Annotated in this window: 19 protein-coding genes; 10 read left to right on the top strand and 9 right to left on the bottom strand. The window is 49.6% G+C overall.

Translation table 11 applies throughout. The annotated features are described in order from the left end of the window. Window positions 1–20: 20 nt before the first annotated feature. The 5 genes from CAG64_RS13840 to CAG64_RS13820 form a co-directional block, all read right to left on the bottom strand. On the bottom strand, window positions 21–923 hold the full coding sequence (locus tag CAG64_RS13840) for an EamA family transporter (protein ID WP_161488784.1): 903 nt from the start codon (window positions 921–923) through the stop codon (window positions 21–23). A 66-nt stretch (window positions 924–989) separates the two neighbouring features. Beyond that, window positions 990–1694, bottom strand: a complete 705-nt coding sequence (gene phnR / locus CAG64_RS13835) for a phosphonate utilization transcriptional regulator PhnR (protein WP_161488783.1) — start codon at window positions 1692–1694, stop codon at window positions 990–992. Between the two features lie 23 nt (window positions 1695–1717). Continuing rightward, the gene (locus tag CAG64_RS13830; RefSeq protein ID WP_040902501.1) at window positions 1718–3442 is read right to left on the bottom strand and encodes a putative 2-aminoethylphosphonate ABC transporter permease subunit; all 1725 of its coding nucleotides are present in this window, start codon (window positions 3440–3442) and stop codon (window positions 1718–1720) included. Between the two features lie 8 nt (window positions 3443–3450). Further along, on the bottom strand, window positions 3451–4563 hold the full coding sequence (locus CAG64_RS13825) for a putative 2-aminoethylphosphonate ABC transporter ATP-binding protein (protein ID WP_021705048.1): 1113 nt from the start codon (window positions 4561–4563) through the stop codon (window positions 3451–3453). 149 nt (window positions 4564–4712) lie between these two features. Next, window positions 4713–5723: a putative 2-aminoethylphosphonate ABC transporter substrate-binding protein gene (locus CAG64_RS13820; protein WP_202600948.1), complete on the bottom strand. Its 1011-nt coding sequence runs from the start codon at window positions 5721–5723 to the stop codon at window positions 4713–4715. A gap of 255 nt (window positions 5724–5978) precedes the next feature. Between CAG64_RS13820 and phnW the strand changes: the two genes are divergently transcribed. Genes phnW through phnX form a run of 3 tightly spaced genes read left to right on the top strand, consistent with a single transcriptional unit; the run spans window position 5979 to window position 9324 of the window. Beyond that, window positions 5979–7082 (top strand): 2-aminoethylphosphonate--pyruvate transaminase, encoded by a 1104-nt coding sequence (gene phnW, locus CAG64_RS13815; RefSeq protein WP_161453859.1) that lies wholly within the window; start codon window positions 5979–5981, stop codon window positions 7080–7082. Window positions 7083–7106: 24 nt separating this feature from the next. Beyond that, window positions 7107–8486 carry an aspartate aminotransferase family protein gene (locus CAG64_RS13810; RefSeq protein WP_161488781.1) on the top strand — a complete coding sequence of 460 codons (1380 nt, stop codon included), beginning with the start codon at window positions 7107–7109 and terminating at the stop codon, window positions 8484–8486. 10 nt (window positions 8487–8496) lie between these two features. After that, on the top strand, window positions 8497–9324 hold the full coding sequence (phnX, locus tag CAG64_RS13805) for a phosphonoacetaldehyde hydrolase (RefSeq protein ID WP_161488780.1): 828 nt from the start codon (window positions 8497–8499) through the stop codon (window positions 9322–9324). A 55-nt stretch (window positions 9325–9379) separates the two neighbouring features. Here the strand turns inward: phnX and CAG64_RS13800 are convergent, their stop codons facing one another. After that, a complete protein-coding gene (locus CAG64_RS13800) occupies window positions 9380–9922 on the bottom strand; it encodes an NUDIX domain-containing protein (protein ID WP_161488779.1) in 543 nt (180 codons plus the stop codon). Window positions 9923–10405: 483 nt separating this feature from the next. Here CAG64_RS13800 and CAG64_RS13795 point away from each other — a divergent pair, with 483 nt between their 5' ends. The 3 genes from CAG64_RS13795 (at window position 10406) to CAG64_RS13785 (ending at window position 12561) form a co-directional block, all read left to right on the top strand. Beyond that, window positions 10406–11401: a glycosyl transferase family 90 gene (locus tag CAG64_RS13795; RefSeq protein WP_161457680.1), complete on the top strand. Its 996-nt coding sequence runs from the start codon at window positions 10406–10408 to the stop codon at window positions 11399–11401. A gap of 126 nt (window positions 11402–11527) precedes the next feature. Beyond that, on the top strand, window positions 11528–11848 hold the full coding sequence (locus CAG64_RS13790) for a hypothetical protein (RefSeq protein ID WP_161448143.1): 321 nt from the start codon (window positions 11528–11530) through the stop codon (window positions 11846–11848). Window positions 11849–11871: 23 nt separating this feature from the next. Beyond that, complete coding sequence (locus CAG64_RS13785) at window positions 11872–12561, top strand: helix-turn-helix transcriptional regulator (RefSeq protein ID WP_161448145.1); 690 nt, start codon at window positions 11872–11874, stop codon at window positions 12559–12561. On the opposite strand, the gene yjjG is transcribed toward CAG64_RS13785, so the two are convergent. Continuing rightward, a complete protein-coding gene (yjjG, locus tag CAG64_RS13780) occupies window positions 12562–13236 on the bottom strand; it encodes a pyrimidine 5'-nucleotidase (protein ID WP_161448147.1) in 675 nt (224 codons plus the stop codon). It lies immediately after the preceding gene. Window positions 13237–13331: 95 nt separating this feature from the next. Between yjjG and CAG64_RS13775 the strand changes: the two genes are divergently transcribed. Then, window positions 13332–14252 carry a LysR family transcriptional regulator gene (locus tag CAG64_RS13775; protein ID WP_021705038.1) on the top strand — a complete coding sequence of 307 codons (921 nt, stop codon included), beginning with the start codon at window positions 13332–13334 and terminating at the stop codon, window positions 14250–14252. Here the strand turns inward: CAG64_RS13775 and CAG64_RS13770 are convergent. Both CAG64_RS13770 and CAG64_RS13765 read right to left on the bottom strand, forming a co-directional pair. Next, window positions 14231–14401, bottom strand: coding sequence for a hypothetical protein (locus CAG64_RS13770; RefSeq protein WP_161448149.1), 171 nt, complete (start codon window positions 14399–14401; stop codon window positions 14231–14233). The genes CAG64_RS13775 and CAG64_RS13770 overlap by 22 nt on opposite strands. 121 nt (window positions 14402–14522) lie before the next feature. After that, complete coding sequence (locus CAG64_RS13765) at window positions 14523–15068, bottom strand: hypothetical protein (protein WP_161448151.1); 546 nt, start codon at window positions 15066–15068, stop codon at window positions 14523–14525. A gap of 449 nt (window positions 15069–15517) precedes the next feature. Here CAG64_RS13765 and elbB point away from each other — a divergent pair, with 449 nt between their 5' ends. The 3 genes from elbB to CAG64_RS13750 all read left to right on the top strand — a co-directional run bounded on the left by elbB (window position 15518) and on the right by CAG64_RS13750 (window position 18378). Continuing rightward, window positions 15518–16168 carry an isoprenoid biosynthesis glyoxalase ElbB gene (gene elbB / locus CAG64_RS13760; RefSeq protein WP_021705036.1) on the top strand — a complete coding sequence of 217 codons (651 nt, stop codon included), beginning with the start codon at window positions 15518–15520 and terminating at the stop codon, window positions 16166–16168. Between the two features lie 238 nt (window positions 16169–16406). Continuing rightward, window positions 16407–17546 carry an L-threonine dehydrogenase gene (gene yiaY, locus CAG64_RS13755; protein WP_161448153.1) on the top strand — a complete coding sequence of 380 codons (1140 nt, stop codon included), beginning with the start codon at window positions 16407–16409 and terminating at the stop codon, window positions 17544–17546. Window positions 17547–17640: 94 nt separating this feature from the next. After that, window positions 17641–18378, top strand: a complete 738-nt coding sequence (locus tag CAG64_RS13750; protein ID WP_443084057.1) for a dienelactone hydrolase family protein — start codon at window positions 17641–17643, stop codon at window positions 18376–18378. Window positions 18379–18398: the final 20 nt, after the last annotated feature.

Genomic DNA, 18398 nt, shown 5'->3' with positions numbered 1-18398 from the left:
CCGGTTTGCTCCTGGCAAAACTACGCCAGAGCCAGGAGCAAACCGCCCAAAATTAAGCTAACCCCAATGCCACGGGTAAAGAACCAACGCTCGGCCAGAAACAGCACCCCCATAATTAAGCCAAAAACAATACTGATCTGACGTAAGGCCACCACCAGGCTAACATTGGCCGTCATGGTCATCGCGAACAGAACCAGGCCGTAAGTGCTTGCCATCATGATTCCGGCCAAACCCGCGCGTTGTTTAATGTGCCATGCGTGACGAATCTGCCCCACATTTCCGCTAACCACACACCAGCCCAAAGTAAACAGCACCATCGCCCAGAACTGAACACCGAGATAGAAGATGGCAGTGTGTTTATCACTCAGCACAACCCTGACCACTTGTGTCGCAATGTCCAACGCCTGCTTGTCCAAAATGGAATAGCCTGTCGTACCAATCGCTGCCACCAATGCCCAGAACACGCCCAGATTAACATACGAGCGAACGTGGCAGTCTCGAAACCGTGCCAGCGGCACCACCAGGCAACCCAGAGTGATCATCACAAAGCCGCTCCACTGCATCCACGACAGTGTGTGCCCCAGTAACGAACCACCGAACCCAACCATCAGCACTGGCAACGCCCGAGCTATCGGGTAGATAACGCCGATGTCTGCCTGCTGATAAGCCAGCATCAATCCAACCAAATACAGCATCTGACAAGCACCGCTCATCAGCACTATCCACCAAAAAGAGTCAGGCAATGATTGCCAGCCAATGGTATTGAGATACCAGATCAAGTAAGGCGTTAATAGCAATGACGCCGTAACACCGGCTGCCAGCGTAAAAGCCGTGCCCGAGCTGGTGTTACTTTTACCCAGAATGTTCCAGCTTGCGTGCAGCAACGCGGAGAAGACAACCAGAACTATCGCAAAAAATGCCATAACACTCCCTGTGATAAGCAGAAAAGCAAAAGGGCTTCCGTGCGGAAGCCCTTACCTAAGAAACCGCTAGCGTGTCAATTCCGCAAGCGATTCGATACTGATCGCATCATGGCGCCAGTACTCTATATCACAGTCTATTAACTCACCTTGCTGGTTGTAATTGATCCGCTCGACCACCATTGCTGGCGTGCCCGATGTGGCCCGCAGAAACTGTGCAGTCTCGCCCAGCAATGAACTGGTGCTGATGCGGTAACGGATTTTTTGGTACACCACACCATAATGCTCGCGGTAAATGTCAGTAAGCGATTGCGACAAATCGTGACTTAGTAAGTCTGGGAACATTTCCGGTCGCACATAGTTGGTCACAAACACGACGGGGCGATCTTCCAGATAACGGACACGATCAATGCGGTAAACATCAGCGAATGGCGGCAAGTTGAGTAGCGTCGAGGCTTGTTTGTTGGCCAGACTGGCTTTAGCCGCCACCAGTTCCGTCTTCGGCAGCCGGTTTTGGGCCAGCGCCATGTTGGTAAAATTGAGTGTTTGGGTTGGATCGTATTTCAGAGGTTCGGGAGAAATAAACCAACCACGACGATCTTCACGATAAATCTTACCTTCCGCTTCCAAAAGCGACAACGCTTCACGCAATGTCACCCTGGTGGTATTAAATGACTCCGCCAACTTGCGTTCTGCCGGCAGCTTCTGCCTTGGTGAAAGCATCCCTGACGCGATCTGTTCAACAATGGCATCTTTGATTTTTACGTACTGCACTCGCTTGTTTTTCCTTGTTGTTCTCAGCGCTTACGCCACGCTTGGGTTTTATTTTCCAAAAGTTTCCCGACCGTCATATGAACGACTTTCGCAACCGCGGCTGACACCATGATCATTACAGCCATCGCCGCCGCTGCGCCTGTCTGGCCGGCATCATCCATATTGAGCACGGACACCGACGCCGGAATGGTATCGGTTGAATAGAGAAATACTACCGCAGATGTGGTGGTCAGTGCATTAACAAACAGATAGGTAGCAATATCCAGAATCGCAGGCAGACATACAGGTAGAGTGACTTTAAGGAATAACTTGTACTGCGGCAGTTTAACCGATGCAGCGGTTGCTTCCAGTTCATCTGGCAGTTGTTTCAGTGCCGTGAGTGCCGTCATGTGCCCTACGGTGTAATAATGGACAACGGTATTGATAACCAGAAACGCCATGCTTCCGTACAGTACACCCAATGGATTGGCCGGATCGTTGAAATAAAAAATGTAACCCAGCCCCAAGACCATACCCGGTACCGCCATCGGCACCACCGACATCATCTGCATAAACTGGCGAACTGGCGCAAACGAACGGCCTTTTTCAATGGAATATGCCGCAATAAAAATGATGGCGGTGCCGAACAACGCGGTCCACCCCGCCAGAGTGAGCGAGTTAAAGTACGGGCTCCAGCCATACGTACTCATTTCCGCGAAATTGTAGTTATTCAAGGTCAGGGCTTTATTCCACGGCCAGAACGTGACAAGTGAACCATAAACGGCCATCCCAAGCACTGCCAGCACCACCAGGGAAATCAGCGTGCAGTAGACGAGACAAATTCCGTCACGCCACTTTTGCGGCTGAGGCTGGTAAGGCACAGAGCGAGTATCAAACAGGCTTTTTTGCTTACGTTGAACCCAGCGATCAGCTCCAAATGCCAGCAACGCTGGTAACAATAACAAGATACTGGTTACAGCTCCCATAGAGAAGTTCTGTTGACCAACCACCTGTTTGAAGATATCGGTCGCCAAAACGTTGTAGCTCCCTCCAATAACTTTCGGAACCCCAAAGTCACACACCACCAGCGTAAACACCACAATCAACGTGCTAATCAGTCCGTACTTTGCTGCCGGTAAAGTGACGACAAAAAACGTTTTGACTGACGACGTTTTTAAGGCGCGCGCCGCTTCGTACAAACGCGCATCGGAGGTGCGCAGCGACGTCGTCAGAATCATCAAAGCGTGCGGGAATGTCCAGAAGATCAACCCCATTGTAATACCGATCAAACCATACACCGATTCTCCCCCGAGCAACGCTTTCGCTACCCCCTGGTTACCAAACAAAAAAATCAGACTAATGGCCGGAAGTAAAGATGGCGCTAAAATCGGCGCCGTTCCGAGGATCTGAAACATCCCCTTGAACGGCATGCAAGAACGCGTCAGCGCGTACGCGTAGCCAAACGCCAAAACCCCCACAACCGCAGTAACCAACAAGCCGACCGTGAACGTATTTCCCATCGACTGCCACAGCGCTTGCGAGGCAAAATAGGTGGCAAAATTAACCAGGCCGACAAATTCTCCGTCACTGTTCTGGACACTTTTCGCCAACATGGCCCACAGCGGCATCAGAATAAACAACACCATCAGAACGGACAGCAGCGCCAGCAAAGCAAACAGAATCAGGTTGTCACGACTAATACGGGTGAGGAAAGAATCCGTTTTCATCGTGGACACCGGTGTTGATTGAGTCATAGTATTTCCTTTCATCGCTACCTCTAAGCCACTGCGACGTTATCGTTGCTGTGCGAGTGTGAGGGATAAGCGCGAAGCCCGTTTTGCGCAAAACGGATATAGCGAATATCCCCGACTCTCAGTTTCATCGCATGGATTTGTTCACCGGGTAAATCGACGAAAATCAGAGGGGCGTGCGCATCGTGTTGCAACTGACACTCAACCCGGGTGTACGCGCCAAGAAACTCTTTGCCACAAATACGCACTGGTAGCGCATCAGAATAGGAGTCGACAAAGCGCACACTCTCCGGACGCACCGCCAGATCGAAACGCTCACCGCGACTTGGGGTATGATTCTCCAGTGCCGGCGTCGGCAGCAAGGATTCAGCGATCCGCACTTGCTCATCTGTTGCTACCGATGCCTGAATGAAGTTCATGCTGCCAACAAACTCGGCAACAAAACGCGTTGCGGGCTTGAGATAGATCTCTTCCGGAGTACCGACCTGTTCAATCACACCATGATTCATCACCACAATGCGATCCGCCATCGAAAGCGCTTCGTCCTGATCGTGTGTCACCATCACCGTTGTAATACCCAGTTTGCGTTGCAGGTTACAAATCTCCTCACGCAAATGAATTCGAACTTTTGCATCCAGCGCAGACAGCGGTTCGTCCAGCAACAACAACCCAGGAGATAGCGCCAGCGCGCGTGCCAATGCGACCCGTTGCTGCTGTCCGCCAGACAGTTGATTGGGGTATTTCTCTCCGGACGTCGGCAAACCGATCATCGCCAACCAGTCGTCCACTTTCTCCAGCGCTTCTTTGGTCGACATCCCTTGATTCTTCAGGCCGATGGCTATGTTCTCCTGCACTGTCAGATTCGGAAACAAGGCATACGACTGAAACACGATGCCAAAATCGCGTTTCTCCGGCGGTAAAAAAGTCGTCTCCTGCTCGCCCTGGAAAATAGTCCCGGATGTGGGTAAGTCCAGCCCGGCAATTGCCCGCAACAATGTCGTCTTGCCGCAACCGGATGGGCCGAGAAAGCAGACGAATTCGCCTTTTTCAATCGAGAGAGAGATGTGCTTCAGCGCCGTAAATTGACCAAATTGCTTTACGACGTTTTCAATGTGCAGGTAAGGTTGAGGTGTGTTCATAATGCGCCCCTAATTGGTATAGTCCAAAATTAACGCATCTATGTTTCAGTCCAGTGACAAATTTAAAACGACAAGATGACAGTATGATGAACAGCCCCAAACGACAAAGGAGAGCATTCGCTCTCCTTTACTAGATGCATCATGTGGCATTAAGATTTGGGTTCTGATTTAGCATCAAACTTCTCAGACCATGCCGCCAGGACTTTTGCACGTTCACTCCCCATTTTTGCAAAGTCCATCTTAGCCATTACGTCCTGAACGTTCGGAAAGTTAGAGACGGTCGCTTTGACCTCTTTGTGGCCGACCACCGGATACATCTCCACATACAGCTCATTGGCCGCTTTTGATACCGACCAGTCGACAACGCGCTTGGCAGCGTCGGTCTCGTTCACCAGACCCACGGCTTCAGATTCCCAGCCAATTCCCTTAGGTACGATCACATCCAGTGGCGCGCCCTGCGTTTTCAGTTTCGCACCACGACTGGCCATGGAGATACCGATAGCCACTTCGCCCATACCTGCCTGTACGCACGGCTTTGAGCCCGAATGGGTATAATGAGCGATGTTTTGATCCAGACGCTGCATGTAGTCCCAGGCTTGTGTTTCACCCATGTTTTGTAGCCAGGCAGAAACTTGCATGTAACCGGTACCTGAGGAAGCAGGGTTTGGCATCGCAATGTGACCTTTATATACCGGCTTGGTCAGATCTTCCCACGATGTGGGTTTTGGCAGGTTAAGCTGTTTCGCCACCGCTTCATTAAAACAGACCGCATTGAAGAAAGCGTCGTTCCCAAACCAAGCCTGTTTCGACTGCGGGTCATTCAGGTTTGCATTCAGTTCGTCGACACCTTTTGGCGTGTATGGCTTCAGCAGCCCCTCTTCCTTCAGTAAAGCCATGGACGATCCTGCCAGACCCCAAACCACGTCGGCGTGTGGATTGCTTTTCTCAGCCAGCAGTTTCGCGGTCATGATCCCCGTTGAATCACGCACCCACTTAATCGTTACATCCGGGTTATCTTTTTCAAATGCCGATTTGTACTTCGCCAGAATGTCAGTTTCGAAAGCGGTGTAAACCGTCACTTCCTGAGCCGCCATTGCATTAGCGGCCAGCATAGACAGAAGTGCAGCCAGAGATCCTTTCATCAAACGGTTGTTCATCATCTTCTCCAGTTTAGAACATAAGTTTTGCGGTGAATTTAATTGGTCTGTACCAGTTAACCGACCACCACCGTAAAAGGACTCTGTGACGATTACATGAACAAAAAGTGGCAGTTTGACGAAAAATACAACTTTTGAGAGTCGGCGGTTTCCCCGCAGATGAAACTTTTGTGAAATTGTAAATCGGGCTATTTACGCGCCAAATCCGCCTTGCTAGAGTCAAAATCAATTCTGGTATAGTCCAATGAGAAAACAAACATGAAAAATGCGTATTTGCTGCTGACACCCGGTCCTCTCTCTACGTCAGAAACCGTTCGGGAAGCCATGCTGAAAGACTGGTGTACGTGGGATGACGATTACAATAAAGACATCGTTGAAGTGATCAGACACAAACTGGTCCGTCTGGCAACGCGTCAGCCCGGTTATACTTGTGTGCTGATGCAAGGCAGCGGAACCGCCTCTGTCGAGGCAACAATCGGCAGCGCCATTGACCGCAATGGAAAGCTGCTGGTGGTCGATAACGGTGCCTACGGCGCAAGAATCGCTCAGATTGCTGATTATCTGGCTATTCCGAACCATGTCGTTTCGCCTGGCGAAACATCACAGCCACACTTGGATGAGGTGGAAACGGCATTGGTCTCGGACCCTTCCATCACACATGTTGCCATCGTCCATTGCGAAACCACCACAGGAATGCTCAATCCAATCGAAGCCATCGCTTCACTGGCCAAACGCCACGGGAAAATCGTCATACTGGATGCCATGTCGAGTTTTGGCGGCATTCCAATGGACATTGGCGATCTGGGGGTCGACTTTATGATCAGCTCTGCGAATAAGTGTATTCAGGGCGTGCCCGGATTTGGCTTTGTGATTGCCAAACAAGATGAACTGGAAAAGTGCCGGGGTCAGGCACGCTCTCTGAGCCTGGATCTTTACGCTCAGTGGTACTGCATGCAGGTCAATCACGGCAAATGGCGATTTACCTCCCCCACTCACACCGTACGAGCGTTTTACCAGGCATTATTAGAGCTTGAGCAAGAAGGTGGCATCAATGCCCGCTACCAGCGCTATCGGACCAATCAACGTACGCTGGTTTCCGGCATGCGTTCACTCGGTTTCGAACCTTTGCTGGAAGATGCGCTCCACTCGCCTATCATCACCTCTTTTCACTCACCCGCTCACAGTGACTATCAGTTCAACGAGTTTTATCAACGTCTTAAATCACAGGGGTTTGTGATCTATCCAGGCAAAGTCTCAAACGCAGACTGCTTTCGTATTGGCAACATCGGTGAAGTGTATCCAGCCGACATTGAACGCCTGATTGAAGCCGTCAGCACCGCCATGTACTGGCAGCACGTCTGAGTTTGAGCAAAGGACACTCCGAATATGACTCAAGCCATTCCTCAGCCCAATCTCCACAGTGAGGGCGACATCAATACAACCCCGGCTCGTCAGGCCTGGAACTCGTCAATTGATGATGAGAATACCCAGACTCTGCTGCAAAGAGACCGTCAGGTTTTTCTGCATCAGGCCATGTCAACGCCCTGCCTGGACGCCTTACAAGCCGCTGACGGCATCTACATTCAGGACACCGCTGGCAAACGCTATATGGACTTTCATGGCAATAATGTCCATCAGTTGGGATACGGTCACCCGCATGTGATTCAGCGTCTAACGGAACAAATGGCTGCGTTGCCCTTTTCTCCCCGTCGCTTTACCAATGAAACGGCCATCCGTTGCGCGGAAAAACTGATCAGCATCTGTGGTGGAGAAATGCGTCGGGTACTGTTTGCCCCCGGTGGCACATCCGCCATTGGCATGGCGCTTAAATTAGCCCGTTACGTTACCGGGAATTACAAAGTCGTCTCATTGTGGGACTCATTTCACGGTGCTTCGCTGGATGCCATTTCGGTGGGGGGAGAAGCGTGTTTTCGCCAGGGAATGGGGCCGCTGATGGCCGGCGTTGAACGTATTCCACCAGCCGTTTCGTATCGCGGAGCCTTGTCTTCAAACGATGGCGGTGACGTTCACTATGCAGACTATCTGGAATACGTCATCGAGAAAGAAGGTGGTGTTGGGGCTTTTATTGCGGAAGCCGTTCGCAACACCGATGTACAAGTCCCCAGTAAGGCCTACTGGCAACGTATTCGCGCCATTTGTGACAAACACAATGTCATGCTGATCATCGACGACATTCCCAATGGTATGGGCCGCAGCGGTGATTGGTTCACCTATCAAGCGTATGACATCGAACCAGACGTACTTTGTATCGGGAAAGGCTTCGGTGGTGGCATCGTGCCGTTTGCAGCCATGATCACCAAAGAGAAATACAACGTCGCCGAGCGGATTTCGATGGGTCACTATACCCATGAAAAAAGCCCGCTCGGCTGCGCGGCCGCTCTGGCCACCATCGAGACCATCGAGCAAGAAGGTCTGCTGGCTCATACGCGTCAACTGGGTCGTGTTATGCAGGAACGATTGCATCAGCTCAAAGCCCGCTATCCGCTCATCGGAGATGTTCGTGGGATCGGTCTGCTCTGGGGGGTGGAACTGGTGACCGATCATCGCAGTAAAACCCGGGCTTGTGATGAAGCCGAAGCGATGTTGTATGAATGCCTCAATCGCGGGCTGAGTTTTAAGGTCTCACAGGGCAACGTCATCCAACTCAGTCCACCGCTTATTATCACGCGAGCACAGCTCAATCAGGCTCTGGATATTTTCGAGCAAGCTCTCGCTCAAATTTCTCAAGATTTTCAATACGTTTAGGACCAAGATAATGACTCAATCCACTTCTCTTTCTCCGCTGCAGGCGGTGATTTTTGACTGGGCCGGTACCATTGTAGATTTCGGCTCGTTTGCACCTACCAGCATATTTGTCGAAGCGTTTCGCCAAGGCTTTGACTTTGATATTAGCCTGGAAGAAGCGCGGGAGCCGATGGGGCTGGGTAAATGGGATCATATTCAGGCGGTTGGCCAGTTAACGACGGTTGATGCCCGCTGGCGTGCCCAGTTTGGCAGATCGATGACATCTGATGACATCGACCGAGTTTACGCCACATTTATGCCGTTACAAAAAGCCAAAGTGGCCGATCATGCAGAGCCGATTCTCAACGCCATTGAGGTGGTCAATGCACTCAAAGCACAGGGTATCAAAATTGGCTCCTGCTCCGGCTATCCGCGTGAAGTCATGGATGTACTGATCCCGGCTGCAGCCAACTACGGTTATCTGCCGGATTATGTGGTTGCGACCGATGATCTGCCTCAAGGCGGGCGTCCGGCTGCGTTTATGGCGCTCAAAAACGTCATTGAACTGGGCGTCACCGACGTCAATGCCTGCGTGAAAGTTGACGACGCTGTGCCTGGAATCGAGGAGGGGCACAACGCCGGTATGTGGACAGTCGGCCTATTGCTCTCCGGTAACGAAGCCGGACTAACCTGGGAAGAATATCAAAACGCGGACAGCGTCACTTTAGACAACGCACGGCAGAAAGCCCGAAGCAAATTACTCAAGTCTGCGCCTCACTACCTCATTGATACCATTGCCGATCTACCTGACGTCCTAGCAGACATTGAGCGCCGTCTCAATGCCGGTGAACGGCCGTAAAAAAGCCGAATGTTCAGCCCATAAACGAATACGCCCTCTTTACGGAGGGCGTGTGCTAGTCAATCAGGCCTTTTAGCTTAGCCAGACCGTAGGCGGCGATGGTCACATTATCTTTGATTTCACCGTCAATCATCATTTGTTCAAACGTCTGAAGCGAAAACGCTTGTGTGATCAAATCTTCTTCTTCCTTGTCAAGACAGTTACCCACATACGTCAGGCCAGCAGCCAGATAGATATGACAGGTCTGATTGAGGAATCCATAGGCGATAAACTGGGCGCCCACATAGCTCATAATGGCGGCAGACAATCCGGTCTCCTCTCTCAATTCGCCTTTAGCCAGTTCGAGAGGATCGGCATCCGGGTTTGACTCCCATGCCCCTTGCGGCAATTCCCAGCAGCGTTGACCTACAGTGTAACGGTACTGTTGTACCAAATGGATCTCGCCGTTATCCACGGCAAGAATCACTGCGCAGTCTGGCTTATCGACCACACCATAAATCCCTTCCGCACCACTGGGGCGCACTATTTTATCTTCGCGCACCGTCATCCACGGGTTCTGATACACCACTCGACTATCTAACTGTTTGATATCACTCATATCTGATTCTCTCGATTTGTACCCTGGTACCTTAACAAAACGTGCTGCGGCTGAACAGAAACGCTCTGAACGCAATATCCCCATTAAAATGGGTGACATATCAAGCAAGTGCATAAAAATAAAACATCATTCGATTTTACATACAGAGAATATAATTTTTTCTTTATGAAAAACGGTGCAATTAAAATATAAATCAAGTCTCAAATTTGCTGTCCGACATGTGAGTTTATATAGTAATCATCAATAATAAATGCTCTACTTATTATTGATGATAATTATATTAATGTATTTTCTATCTAACAGTGGATGATTACCTTACAAGAAACCCTGCCATTATTGAGAATAATTCGTATATTAAATTGATTCCATACGCATCAAATTACTGAGTTACTGTTAAGTAACGGAATTATCATATTTCTTTCATTGATGGTTAATCCAACTGTATTAGATTTGTCTTAAGATTCAGTCACGAGAGTCATTAACGTGCGTAAAAACAAGTTCTTATACTACTTTTCCAATGCCATTACCTTATTGATGCCAAAATGTGTCTATCGCTGGGATCGCCACAAGATTATTCAATCCATTGATTATTATGATCAGAATGAGATCTACGACAGAGTGAATTATTACAATAAGTTAACTCGTGGATTTTCGCTGAATGAAAATTGCGGGACAAAAGTGAAAACTTTTAAAAAGACCAAAGGAGCGACCTATTTTTTTGATCTTCGTTCCGTAATACGTTATTTCCCTTGTGGGTTACGTTTCGATTATAAAAATGGCGATGTCACTCATATTCCTGATCATCCTACGTTTTTAAAAAGTCGCCCGATTAATGGCTGCAACGAACATTCTGTATTGTTAAAACTGAACCGTATTCGTCATTTTAACTTTGTCTGCGACAAACTGCCTTATCAGGAAAAAAAGAACATGGTTGTTTGGCGGGGTGTCGGGCACAAGGATCATCGTAAACGGGTTATCCGAGCGTTCTATGATCATCCTCGCTGCGACATTGGTCAAACCAAACCCAGACAAGGACAACCGTGGGAAAAGGACTTTATGAGCGTGGCTAAGCAGCTGCAGCACAAATTTGTTCTTTGCATCGAGGGGAATGACGTTGCCACCAATCTAAAATGGGCCATGTCCTCCAACTCACTGGTGATGATGTCAAAACCCAAATTCGAGACCTGGTTTATGGAAGGTCGGCTTAAAGCAGGCGTGCATTACGTTGAATTAAAGGACGATTACTCCGATCTCATCGAAAAAATGGACTACTATCTGGAGCATGAAAATGAGGCTCTGTCGATCATACACAACGCGAATCAATGGGTTGAGCAGTTTCAGGACGACAACAAAGAGCGTCTGATCTCCTTGCTGGTCGCCGATAAATACTTTTCTAAATGTGAAAATAATCCAGTATCGACACTGCCAATGTTAACGCCGTTTGCCCCGCGGACACTTGGTCGCTTTTTTGCCCGGTAATTTTAGCTCTTGCGCCGAACACGGTTACCATGCGGTAGCCGTTGTACTTCTCGCCACACTCCTGACATGTCCTGTCAAAGTCACGTTTTAAGCTTGTTTCCGAACTTAACCAACAAGGAAACAATCATGCAAAGTGCTATTGAAATCGTCACCTTTAAACTGCGTCAAGGAGTAACGGAACACGATCTGGTTGCCGCATCGGAGCAGAGCCAGGCATTTGTCGCTAATCTGCCAGGGTTTCAGTATCGTTCATTAAGCTACGAAATCGAACGTAACCTGTGGAATGACGTAATCTATTGGGATTCCATGGAAGAAGCCAAACAGGCCAGTAAGCAGTTTGCAGCGAATGAGCAATGTCAGGTCTTAATCGCACTGATCGACCGAGATTCAGTCGACATTCAGCACCAACACATTAAGATGTGTGACCTGGCCAAAAAATACCGTTAATCAGCATCTGGGATGAAGACTGAATGAGTAAATCGGAACGACTATTTGAACTCCTGACCTTGCTGCGTTCCCGACGCTACGCGGTCACTGCCTCGGCGCTCGCTGAAGAAATGCAGGTTAGCGAAAGGACCATTTATCGCGATATTCAATCACTCATTCGTTCCGGCGTTCCGATATACGGAGAAGCGGGGGTCGGCTATTTACTGCAAGCCGGCTCCCACCTCCCGCCCTTGATGTTCACCGAACAAGAAATGATGGCACTGGAACTGGGCATGAAAATGGTGCGCTCATGGTCAGACGAAGAACTCGCCAGCGCGGCCAAAAGTGCGTCGACGAAAATATTGTCTGTCCTTCCGGACAAAAGAAAACAACAGGTGGAAGAATTTTCGATGCTCGTGCCGGATCTGCATTCTCGTTCAGACACCGCCAGACATAGCCAGATGCTGCGCCATGCAACCGACGCCAGGTTGAAAGTCGAAATGAAATACACCGCAGAGAATGGTAAGCAAACCCGGCGCACGCTCCAACCTCTCGGGCAAATTTTCTGGGGCAAGATATGGACATTAGTGGCTTGGTGCGAACTGCGCCACGACTATCGTCATTTCCGTCTTGATCGCATCAAAAAACTCAGCACACTTGATGAGGGATTCGAGATAACAAACACCAAATCCCTCAGTCATTACACATCACTCCATGCGCCGGCAGAACGCTGATTAGGCGATCAGAATGTCTTTCAGTTCATGCAATGACGCCACGGTGTAACTCGGAGCAATGCCATCCACGGCATCTACACGTTCGGTATTGAGCCAGCAGGTTTCTATCCCAAAATTCATACCACCAAGAATGTCTGAATGCGGGTTGTCACCAACCATCAATACTTTCGATTTGCACGGATGGCCCATCAGCGACATCGCATGGGCAAAAATACCTTCGTCTGGCTTGGCGATACCCACTTGCTCAGAAATCACAATGTGATCGAAGTAGCTGCTCATTCCAGTTCTTTCCAGACGAATGGCCTGAAGCTCCGTAAAACCATTGGTGATGATGCCCATTCTGGCCTTTCCTGACAGCGCTTCCATCAACTCCTTCGCACCCGGCAGTAAGGTACAGATATCCGCCATAGCTTCGAGAAATGCAGTGTTCAGCTCAGCAGTGGTCGTTTCAAGTTTTTTCGCCCAGAGGTCAAAACGTGTATGCTTTAGCTCATCAGCGGTAATGTCGCCATTTTGATAATCAACCCAGAGCGGTTTATTCACTTGCTGATACTCAGCAAAGTCCTGTTGCGTGAATTCAATTCCCTTACGGGCAAACATCAGTTGCATGCCTTTGAATGCGTCAAAATGGAACAGGGTCTCGTCCGCGTCAAACAGAATCCAATCGTACTTCATGATTACTCCTTACTCGTTCGGCCTAGTTTAGATTGTTTTCTTCTGGATGATAATCCATATAATAAGAAACTCATTGTTAACTTAAACTCAACTCTATGCACAGTTTCTCTGCTATCCCCGTGTTCGTCGCCGTTGTAGAAAACGGCAGCTTTTCCGTCGCGGCTGCCAAGCTCAATATCACCAAGTCAGCAGTCAGTAAACGCGTCAACCAGTTGGAGGATGAACTCGGCATTCGTCTGCTGAACAGAACAACGCGCAAACTCAGCCTGACGGAGGCTGGTCAGCGCTATTACGATTACGTATCGCAGGCGCTGGGTCTCGCTCAGCAGGGGCTGGACGCCGTCACAGAGTTGCAGGGCTCACCGCAAGGGCGACTGAAAATCAGCGTACCAATGGGATTTGGTGTCAAGCACGTCGCACCCATTATCGCCGATTTCATCGAGCTGAATTCGCAAATCGAAATCGATCTGCAACTTGAAGATCAAATGGTGGATTTGATTGAAGGTGGTTTCGACCTGGCGATTCGTATCGGCCATTTACCTGTCTCTAATTTGGTGGCACGTCGTCTGGCGCCCTGTAAAAGCCTGTTGTGTGCCTCTCCCATTTATCTGGAACAATACGGTGAACCCAAACGCCCAACGGATCTCGCTCATCACAATTGCCTGCGCTATAGCTATTTCCGAGGCGGGCACGAGTGGACATTTGAAAGTGTCCACGGCGAGCATAAAGTCGTTCCTAAGGGAAACTTTGTGGTGAATAACAGTGAAGTTATCCGCCGCACGGTGTTAGACGGACTCGGCATCGCTCAGTTACCCACGTTTATCGTGGCATCCGATATCGCCAAAGGCACCTTAATTCCCGTGATGCAGGACTTCCCTCTGCCAGAGCACGCCATTTATGCGGTGTTTCCGGAAAGAAAGCACCTGCCACTGAAAGTCCGGACGTTCATCGAATACATAGCCGACCGGCTGGGGACAGATACACCCTATTGGGATCAGTTGATCGCGACTCCCTGACCCACACTTGCCATACGTTCACGCAGGCGCTGGGCATAGTCACGTAATACTCTGGCGTTGTCGCCTGCCTTCGCATCCCCACACACTTCTCCGTTAAACGAAATCTGTGGGCTGGAATAAAACGGCCTGCGTTTCGGAGCGTAACTCATGATCGTACCACCGTTCGCACACAAATAGGCACGTGCGTATGGTTTGATGTATGGCCATTCCCAAACCGCACTGCTCTCTGTGAGATCGTTGTTGCCTACCTGCTCTTTTAAGGTTTCGGTGTCATGTTCCGCCCAGGCTTAAATGACCAAACTCGTGCTCAAGCACATGTTGGGAAGTGTTGTACCGCAAGGCAATAAAATGACCATGAGGCGCACGCTCTGCTTGTCCGTGGAGGTCACCCTTAAAAAACGTGTTTTCACTGCCAAGAATCAACGCATAATAATGGTTGGACTGCTGACGGATCTGGCTAATACGATCGGCCCCCAGAACAGATTCCAGCGAATAATGCGCTGAGCTAAAGTCCAGTACATAGTGATCGCTCAAATCAACAAACGTTACTTCTGCCACATTGCGTGTCATTGGGATACAAGAGTTCTCCAAAACCCAATTGGAGTAATTCACCCAAAATTGCATCTGAGTACGGATCTCTTGCTGCGAACGTCCTTTCAGAGCTTCGTTTGCCACAAAGAAATGGACGTACGTCGGCACGGGCTTATCAATATTACACACCGGCGCTTTCATCCCCCGGCTGATGCTCTTCGACTGGCAACCACTGACACTCAACACCCCCGCCAGTGCAGTAAAAGAAAGATATTTACGCAGCATATTATTCATCTTATATACAACCAGTCGGGCAATGATACTGAGCCGTGACCAGGAATCAATAATTGAGATTCGCCTCACTACTGGGTTTCATGCACAACGCCAAGCGTTATCGTCAACTTTATTGATATAGACCTCTTACCGCCTCGTCATAATGTGTGACAAATCAGGCAATTTAAGCAGCCTCTTCCACCCTGTCAGTGAACAGATGACTCAGCTCAACGACACTGAATACAAGTCCGTATTAAGCTCGTTGCAATTACAGGGGGAGCTATGAAACACTTTTTGCCATCGAGCGTTATGCTGACACCTTTTGTCGTGAAAAATTATCGGCCTGACGATCACGATCAGGATGAAATCGACGATAATATAGAAAGCACTGAAGTTGATCAGGAACTTAGCCAAAAGGAGTGAGTCCTGAGTTCTTAAGCGTAAAGAAAAGGAAAGTTAAGATGAAAAAGGTTGCTGTCATATTGAGCGGATGCGGTGTTTTCGATGGTGCTGAAATCCATGAAACGGTGCTGGCTCTGCACGCGATCGAGAAGCATGGTGCGACCTGGCACTGCTTCGCGCCAGATATCGAACAAATGCATGTGATAAACCACATCACTGGTGAGGAAATGCCTGAAACCCGCAATGTGCTGGTCGAATCTGCTCGAATCGTCCGAGGTCAGATAGAGGATGTCGCCAAACTGAATCCGGCTGACTTTGATGCCCTGCTCTTGCCCGGCGGCTTTGGCGCAGCAAAAAACCTGACCGACTTTGCTGTCAAAGGCACAGAATGCAGTATTAATGCTCATGTGGCTGCAGCCTGTCGTGGCTTTGCCGAAGCGAAAAAGCCTGCGGCGTATTTGTGTATCGCGCCAGCCATTATTCCCATGATTTACGGCACCGATGTACAGGGCACTATCGGAAATGACGTCCAAACTGCCAAAGCCTTTCGTCAGATGGGCGGCGATCATGTCGAGTGTCCGGTAGACGACTATGTGTTCGATACAGAAAACAAAGTGCTTTCAACACCAGCTTATATGCTGGCTGAAAACATTTCACAAGCCGCAAGCGGGATTGAACGTCTGGTAGCACGCTTGATCGAAATCGCCTGACGGCGTCTCAGCGAAAAAGCGTCCACGCGGCGCTTTTTCCATTCTGTTTAACCATTTGATTAAAAGTATAATTTTAATCACTTGCGTTTAACAAACCACACATAATGTGCAATAAGACCCACATCACAAATATCACTATCTGTGAGTTTGACGTGCCAGAACTTGCCTCAGATCAAGCCTTTTTATCCACATTATATGCGAGCCTGTATGCATACATAAACACAGTGGAGCATTCTTAATGACAAGTGCATTTTTCATTCCTACGGTTAACCTGATGGGCGCAGGCTGTCTTAAAGACGCAGCAGACAGCATTCAGTCGCAAGGCTTTAAGAAAGGCCTGATCGTGACCGACAAAGTGCTCAATCAAATCGGCGTGGTGAAACAGGTTCAGGATCTGTTGGGCGATAGAGACGTCGACACCGTGGTTTTTGATGGCACCCAACCGAACCCAACCATAGGAAATGTTAACGACGGACTTAGCCTTCTGGCAGACAACGAATGTGACTTTGTTATCTCGCTGGGCGGCGGCTCACCACACGATTGCGCAAAAGGCATTGCGCTGGTCGCCACCAATGATGGTGCAATCGCCGATTATGAAGGTGTCGACCAGTCAGCAAAACCGATGCTGCCATTGGTGGCCATCAATACAACAGCGGGCACCGCGTCTGAAATGACACGATTTTGTATCATCACCGATGAAAAACGTCACATTAAAATGGCGATCGTCGATAAGCACACGACCCCACTGATGTCGGTCAATGACCCAGAACTGATGCTGGCGAAGCCGGCTTCCCTGACCGCCGCGACGGGTATGGATGCACTGACTCACGCCGTAGAAGCCTATGTGTCAACGGCCGCTACGCCGATCACAGATGCGGTAGCGATAAAAGCGATTGAGCTGATTCAGGCCTACCTGCGCACCGCGGTGAAAAAAGGTGATGATATCGAAGCCCGCGAACAAATGGCGTACGCTCAATTTATGGCATTCAATAACGCCTCTCTGGGTTATGTGCATGCGATGGCACACCAACTTGGCGGCTTCTACGACCTGCCGCACGGTGTGTGCAATGCCATCTTGTTACCACACGTGCAACGATACAATGCCCAGGTGTGTCCTGAACGTCTGCGTGACGTAGCGAAAGCAATGGGTGTAAATGTCGATGCAATGTCGGCAGAACAAGGCGCAAACGCCGCAATCGACGCCATCGTTCAGTTAGCCAAAGATGTCGGTATCCCTGCGGGTATCGGTGAACTGGGCGCGAAAGCGGAAGACATTCCAACCCTGGCGGATAACGCACTCAAAGATGCCTGCGGTTTCACTAACCCGAAACAGGCTACTCACGACGAGATCAGTCAGATCTTTCAAGCGGCTATGTGATCTTACTCTATGCTATTAAGCCTCCCTCGGGAGGCTTTTTTGTTTTGCTCTACTGTTTGTTCAGGCACGTACTAAACTAGTCGGAACACAGGAGGTGATTATGCTTAAACCACTCGCACTCTCTTTGTCACTTTTGACAGCATCAGTACTGGCCGGAGAGAATCAGATTTACAATGTAAATGGTAGTGAATACGAGGGCTACTGGTCCAAAGTCAGCGACACTGCACCACTTGTTTTGTTGGTTCATGACTGGGATGGGCTGACCGACTACGAAGTGCAACGTTCGGAAATGCTCAATAAACTAGGCTATAACGTTTTCGCCGTCGATTTGTTTGGAAAAGGCGTTCGCCCGACCAAAGTCGAAGACAAACGTCAGCATACCGGCGAGCTTTACAAGGATCGCCAAAAGTTGCGAGCACTGATGCAAGGTAGCCTGGATTATGCCGCGAAGTTGAACGGCAGTGGCACGAATGTGGTCCTTATGGGGTATTGTTTTGGTGGTGCCGCAGTGCTTGAGTCCGCCCGAGCAGGCATGAACGCCAAAGGGTTTGTCACGTTTCACGGCGGACTGACAACCCCAGAAGGTCAATCGTATGCCGATGCTAAAGCGCCAATCCTGGTTTTCCATGGAACAGCCGATAGCGCCATCACCATGGATCAATTTGCCACGCTGGCCAGTGAACTGGAATCACAAGGCGTGAAGCATGAAATGATCACCTACAGTGGCGCGCCGCACGCCTTTACTGTATTTGGCAGTGAGCGTTATCGCAAAGATGCTGATGAAAAATCGTGGACCCGCTTTACGGAGTTTCTCGCCGCACAAACCCAGTAATGACAAAGCCCCGCTGTCGC

Source organism: Vibrio sp. V38_P2S17PM301, from assembly GCF_009904845.1.
GTDB classification, from domain to species: domain Bacteria; phylum Pseudomonadota; class Gammaproteobacteria; order Enterobacterales; family Vibrionaceae; genus Vibrio; species Vibrio proteolyticus.
Note: the sequence above shows the minus strand (reverse complement) of the source record. Positions and strands in the feature narration are given on the sequence as shown.

Bases quoted from the DNA above. Each gene is read 5' to 3' on its own strand.
- CAG64_RS13840 (WP_161488784.1), bottom strand. From the start codon at position 923: ATGGCATTTTTTGCGATAGTTCTGGTTGTCTTCTCCGCGTTGCTGCAC.
- CAG64_RS13830 (WP_040902501.1), bottom strand. From the start codon at position 3,442: ATGAAAGGAAATACTATGACTCAATCAACACCGGTGTCCACGATGAAA.
- CAG64_RS13825 (WP_021705048.1), bottom strand. From the start codon at position 4,563: ATGAACACACCTCAACCTTACCTGCACATTGAAAACGTCGTAAAGCAA.
- CAG64_RS13820 (WP_202600948.1), bottom strand. From the start codon at position 5,723: ATGATGAACAACCGTTTGATGAAAGGATCTCTGGCTGCACTTCTGTCT.
- phnW (WP_161453859.1), top strand. From the start codon at position 5,979: ATGAAAAATGCGTATTTGCTGCTGACACCCGGTCCTCTCTCTACGTCA.
- CAG64_RS13810 (WP_161488781.1), top strand. From the start codon at position 7,107: ATGACTCAAGCCATTCCTCAGCCCAATCTCCACAGTGAGGGCGACATC.
- phnX (WP_161488780.1), top strand. From the start codon at position 8,497: ATGACTCAATCCACTTCTCTTTCTCCGCTGCAGGCGGTGATTTTTGAC.
- CAG64_RS13800 (WP_161488779.1), bottom strand. From the start codon at position 9,922: ATGAGTGATATCAAACAGTTAGATAGTCGAGTGGTGTATCAGAACCCG.
- CAG64_RS13790 (WP_161448143.1), top strand. From the start codon at position 11,528: ATGCAAAGTGCTATTGAAATCGTCACCTTTAAACTGCGTCAAGGAGTA.
- CAG64_RS13785 (WP_161448145.1), top strand. From the start codon at position 11,872: ATGAGTAAATCGGAACGACTATTTGAACTCCTGACCTTGCTGCGTTCC.
- yjjG (WP_161448147.1), bottom strand. From the start codon at position 13,236: ATGAAGTACGATTGGATTCTGTTTGACGCGGACGAGACCCTGTTCCAT.
- CAG64_RS13775 (WP_021705038.1), top strand. From the start codon at position 13,332: ATGCACAGTTTCTCTGCTATCCCCGTGTTCGTCGCCGTTGTAGAAAAC.
- CAG64_RS13770 (WP_161448149.1), bottom strand. From the start codon at position 14,401: ATGAGTTACGCTCCGAAACGCAGGCCGTTTTATTCCAGCCCACAGATT.
- CAG64_RS13765 (WP_161448151.1), bottom strand. From the start codon at position 15,068: ATGCTGCGTAAATATCTTTCTTTTACTGCACTGGCGGGGGTGTTGAGT.
- elbB (WP_021705036.1), top strand. From the start codon at position 15,518: ATGAAAAAGGTTGCTGTCATATTGAGCGGATGCGGTGTTTTCGATGGT.
- yiaY (WP_161448153.1), top strand. From the start codon at position 16,407: ATGACAAGTGCATTTTTCATTCCTACGGTTAACCTGATGGGCGCAGGC.